The sequence below is a fragment of the uncultured Acetatifactor sp. genome, from assembly GCF_948601915.1.
GTDB lineage: Bacteria > Bacillota > Clostridia > Lachnospirales > Lachnospiraceae > Acetatifactor.
The window spans coordinates 1-5,577 of record NZ_CAPDXS010000223.1 but is presented as its reverse complement, the minus strand read 5'-3'; the positions used below and the strand labels follow the sequence as shown (position 1 = coordinate 5,577).

Genomic DNA, 5,577 nt, shown 5'->3' with positions numbered 1-5,577 from the left:
ACGAGATCAGATCTGGTGACTGGAGTTCAGACGTGTGCTCTTCCGATCTCCACACCCCCAAGCTTCTCCCGGAGCTTCTCCAGAATGCTGGGGCAGCCCGGTTTCTGATGGCGCAGGATCTCGTCAAACTCTTCCGTCTCATCGCTCTGAATCTGGGTCCCGGGCACCGTCACCAGCTCCTTGCCCTGGACGCTGCCTGATTCCAGGCCCGCGATGGAGTTGGCGACAGCATGGACGGCCTCCGCCATGCTTAAATGGGTATATCCGCCGAACAGGCTTCTGGCATTGGCGGCATGGCAGCCGATGACCGCGATTTTCCTGATGCCCGGCTTCAGAGGCAGCACGCCGTTGTTCTTTAACAGCACCATGGATTCCAGCGCGGACTGTAGGGAAACCCGCCCATCGTCCCTGCCGGTAAATTTCTCCCGCAATTCTTCCCCCGCCAGGGCAAAGGGATGCTCAAAGAGGCCCATGCGGAATTTGGCCTCCAGGATGCGCAGCACCGCCCTGTCCAGGATTGCCATATCCGCTTTTCCAGTGCGGAACCACTCCCCCAGCTCCTGGTTGAAGCCCGTGCAGTTCTGGGCCTCCACATCCATGCCCGCCCTCATGCACAACAGCCCTGCTTCCGTAACGGTTTCGCATACCTTCTGGGTATTGTGGACATTCCCCACCGCTCCATAGTCGGATACGCATACGCCCTCGAACCCCATTTTTTCCCGGAGAAGCTCCGTCAGAATTTTTTCCGAGGCCGAGACCGGCTCTCCGTTTATGACGCAGTAGCAGGGCATGACCCCCTTAAGCCCCGCGCCGCTGACAGCCGCCTGAAAGGGCTTTGCGTATACCTCCTCCAGCAGGCGGTCCGGTATGTCGCAGTTGGCCCCATGGATTCCTCCCTGGGAACCATGAAATCCCAGAAAATGCTTTGCCACGGATTCCGCTCTTCTTCCGGCGACGGTCTGGTTCTGGATGCCCTTTACATAGGCGGTTCCCATAGCCGCGGCCAGCGCGGGATCCTCCCCATAGGCCTCCCCCTGCCGTCCCATTCTGGAATCTCTTGAAATATCCAGCACCGGAGCCAGCACCTGGGTGATGCCGCAGGAAAGCTCCTGCCGCCCCACGATCTCCCCCACCTTTTCCTCCAGCTCAGGATCCCAGGAAGAGCCTCTGGCAATCCCTGACGGAAAGCTCATGGAATCCTGAATGAAGGGGCCGCAGAGCCCTTCCATGTGGAAGACGGCGGGAATCCCATGCTCGCTTTTCTCCATCACCTTTTCCTGTATCCTGCGCTGCCAGGCGGCCGCCTCCTCAAGGCTCTTTATCACCCGCACATCCAGCGTGCTCACCTGGCCGATGCCGTGTTCCATATCCTTTTCCACCGCATCCCAGTTGTCGCCGTAAGGGAACAGGCAGTTGACCTGTCCCATCTTTTCCTCCAGGCTCATCCTGCCCAGCAGGTCCTGCGCCCGTTCTTTGGGCGACAGCGATGGATCTCTGTATTTTTCCATTTTTATATTCTCCTCTATCTCTTATTTGTTTCCTGCGGCGCATTCAGTCAAAATCTTCTATGCGCCACTCGTCCGTCCAGTCCAGATATGGCCTGTCGCCCTCGAACCGGAAGGGCAGCCATACATAATCGGCGATGGAGGTATCCCTCTCCCCGTCCATGCCGAATTTTTCGTCAAATTTTATCTCCCCGCCATAATCCGGGTCAAATATGCGCTCAAATTCCGCCGCGTATTCCTCGTAACGCAGTTCCATATGGTCCGGCACCCAGCGGTCCGCCACAGCGATGTACAAATCCTTCTTCCCCTCCACCTGAAATACGGAAGAAATCTGGGAGTGGAAGGAGGTACGGCTTTCATCTCCCGGATGGGGATTCCCCAGGACGGCATAAGGGCCGTGCCAGGTGTCCGCCATTGCCACCTCGGAGGGATTGGGAAGGTACCCCGTGGTCCCGGATGTCACCAGATAATGCTTGCCCCTGCGCATGAAATGTGCGGTGGCTTCCCTTACATAGGGCGGTGAAATATGGGGAAAATGGGTACTGTAATACCCTGTCACATCCGTATAATCCGCCGTCAGATCCGCGCATATGGTCTCGCTGTGCACCCTCTCGAAATAATAATAGGCCTTCCCGTCCGGCGCCACCGCCAGGTCGAAATCCCCGGCGCTCATGTTCAGGGGCTTTAAGCCCTCCCGAACCTTCGTATAGGGCCCCAGTATGTGGTCCGCCGTCAGGACTGTCTCCGTCTGGGAGCCGTCCCGGTTCATGATTTTGAGCCAGCATACGTATTTCTTCGTATCTTTATTATAGATAATATGGGGGCGGTCCATCATGGAAGCGGGATGCAGGGAGGAAGCCGGATTTTCCGGCTCCGGAGGAATGATGAGCCCCTTATCCTCCCAGTTGTACAAATCTCTGGAGGCGTAGCACCTTACTCCCCAATGCCAGATTCCGTTTTTCCCTGTGGTTTTCTCCTTGTTTTCCCCATACCAGTAATAGATCCCGTCGCGGTACAGCACGGAGCCCCCGTGGGCCTGAATCCTCTTGCCATCTGTGTCGAGCCATGTTTTGCCCGGTAAAATAGAATGATACATCTCTTCTCTCGGCCAGCTTTTTGTCCTGGTATCCTGGCCTTTCCTCCTACATCAGAATTATGTTCACAACCGAACACTTTTGCCGCGCCTTTTTACGCTTCTGCCCGCAGCCGCACCACCGCGTCCTCCATGCCCTCGCCGGAAAAAGTCACTTTAATCTCCCCGGGCTTCTTCCCGCTGCGGATCACTGCCTGCAGCCTGCCCAGGTAGGTGGTGTGACAGGGTTGGTTGAATTTCTCCTCGTTTAAGTGGTTGGCGCTTCCGAAGCCCTGTATGGAGCCGGCGCCTTCTATCCTGATTTCCACCTTCCGCTCCGGCAGAAGCTTTAGCCTTCCCTGGGAATCCGTGACGGAAATATCAATAAAGCAAAAATCTTCCTCTCCGGCCTGGAGTATTGTTTTATCCGGTACGGCGCAGATTTCGGTCTCCTGTCCCGCGGTCCTCACAGACTTCCGGTAAAGCTCTTTTCCGTTTCCGTCATATCCCACGCCCAGCAATTCCCCTGGCTGATAGAAGCAGGGAACCTTTGCATAATAGTCCTTCACCGGGCTCCTGCCCGCGCTTGTGCCGTTGATAAAGATTTCCACCTCCGCCGCGTCCGTGTAGGCGTCCACCCATGTGGGCTTTCCCTCATACCCCTCATAGGTCCAGCCGTCCACCGCATCCGTCCAGCGGTATCCATTCACCTCCGGCGCAAGCCCCTCATGGACGGGGGGCTGGGCGGCCAGGTACAGCCCCTTCTTCTTCTCATCCCAGGCGAATTCATATTTATGGATAGAGGGCAGTATGGTGCCTATGAGGTCGATGGTGCCGCCGTAATTGATCAGCCAGGGATAAGCTCTGCCGGAGAAGTGCCCTTTTTCCTTTTCCTCCATCCCCTTCCCATGGGAATCTTTCCCAGGGGAATCTTTCCCAGGGGAATCTTTCCCAGGGGAATCTTTCCCATGGGAATCTTTCCCAGGAGAATCTTTCCCAGAGGAATCTTTCCCAGAGGAATCTATCTCATGAGAATCTTTCCCAGGGGAATTTTCCCCATAGGAAATATTACAGCAATTGACCTCCCCCAGATGCTCCTGCAGGGTCCAGATGAAATCCCCGATCAAAAAGGGATGCTCCCTGGCATAGCGCATGGTGTCCACGATTCTCTCCCCTCTGGTCTCCGTGCCCAGCAGGACCCGCTCCGGATGAAGCTCATGGAGGGTGTCGTATTTGTCCTCATAATAATTGTATCCCGCAATGTCCAGATAAGGGTAGAGATTTTTCGTCGCCTCCTCGTCCATCCGGACAAAAGTGGGGGGATAGGGCAGATTTTTCTCGTCTTCCGGAATGTTGGCCGCCGCGCCCAGGAAAATCCTCCTGTAATGCTTCCAGTCCTTCTCCTTATTCTCAGGGCTCTCCGCCATCCATTCGTCCTCGTCCCTTGTCAGGTACGGAACGCCGTCCAGATATTCCCGCAGCCAGTGGACGCTGGGGCAGAGGGTGGTGGGCCTTGTGGCATCGATGCTGCGGATAATGTCCACGATCTCCTTTCCCACCCGGACTCCCTTCACGCCGCCCGCCTCCGGAATCTCGTTTCCGATGGAGTAAATCACCACGCAGGGATGGTTGTAGGCATCCTGCACCATGGCTCTTGTGTCTTCCCGGAAGGTATCCAGGAACAGGCCGCAGTGGGGATTCCCTCCCTTGGGGCGGTACCAGTAGTCAAAGGCCTCGTCCATGACATACAGCCCCACCTCATCGCAGGCCTTCATCAGGCTCCTGGACATGGGATGGTGGGCGGAACGGAGGGCGTTGAACCCGGATTTCTTCAGGATTCTGGCCCGGTGCAGTTCCGTGGCATCATTATTGATGACTCCTATGACACCGTTGTCGTTATGGATGCAGCCTCCCCGCAGGAATGTGGGAACGCCGTTGATCAAAAGCCCTTTTTCCGGATTCACCTCAATGGTGCGGATGCCGAAGCTTTCCGTCACTTCGTCATATACCTTCTCTCCCCGGGCCAGGGTGACCGCTGCCTGGTAAAGCTCCGGGGTCTCCGCGCTCCAGAGCTTCGCATCCGGAACCTCCAGCTGCAGGCTTACGCTTGCGTTCCCTGCGCCCGCTTCCCTTTTGATGCTTTCCACTGCTCTGCCGCTGTCTTCCGTTTCCCTGCCGCTGTCGGCCGCTTCCCCTTCTTCCGGTTTCACCTCCCGGCTGCCGGAAGCCACTGTTTTCCCGTCCTTCCTGATATCCACGGATACCAAACCGGCCCCCTGTATCTCCACGTCCACCTGAATCCTGGCCGGATGGATTCCCAGGGTGGTCACCTTCACCCCGGAAAGCACAATATGGTTTTCCTCCCCTATGCAGAGATGCACCGGGCGGTAGATCCCTCCGCCCGTATACCAGCGGCCATGCCCCTCCTTCGGCACATTGGCCTCCACGCGGATCTCATTGTCCCCGCCGAATCTCAGATACGGGTTCAGGGAAACCCAAAAGGGGGTGAATCCATAAGGCTTCTCACAGACCGGCTCCCCATTGATATAGACCCTGCTCATGCAGTAGACCGCCTCGAATTCCAGGATCAGGGTCTTATGGCGGTATTCCTCCGGCGCATGGAAGGTTTTCGTGTAAATGTATTTTCCTCCTTCGAATCCCGCCAACAGGAAGTAATTGCGCATCCCGGGGTTCCGGTCCGTATTGATCATGGCGTCATGGGGAAGGGTCACAGTCTCCCGGCGCCGCGTCCCCTCCTGTGTAAAAATCCAGTCATGGTTGAAATCGATTTTTTTCATGGCGTTCCTCTCCTTGTCCTTCAGGTTGCTGCGCCTCTACAGGCAAATCAGCCTACTCATAATCCTCCAGCCTCCAGCTCTCCTTCCATGTGATGGACACCCTCTCGCCGTCAAATTCCAGGGGCAGCCATACATAATCGGCAATGGAAGTATCCGCGCTGGCCAGCATGGGAGATCGGAAGAGCACACGTCTGAACTCCAG

The 5,577-nt window shown here is 56.6% G+C and carries 2 protein-coding genes; both read right to left on the bottom strand.

The genetic code is table 11. The annotated features are described in order from the left end of the window. Window positions 1-1,551: 1,551 nt before the first annotated feature. Entirely contained in the window at window positions 1,552-2,601 is a 1,050-nt protein-coding gene (locus Q2B33_RS23070; RefSeq protein WP_300572516.1) for a family 43 glycosylhydrolase, read from the bottom strand. 92 nt (window positions 2,602-2,693) lie between these two features. Further along, entirely contained in the window at window positions 2,694-5,375 is a 2,682-nt protein-coding gene (locus Q2B33_RS23065) for a glycoside hydrolase family 2 TIM barrel-domain containing protein (protein ID WP_300572519.1), read from the bottom strand. Window positions 5,376-5,577: the final 202 nt, after the last annotated feature.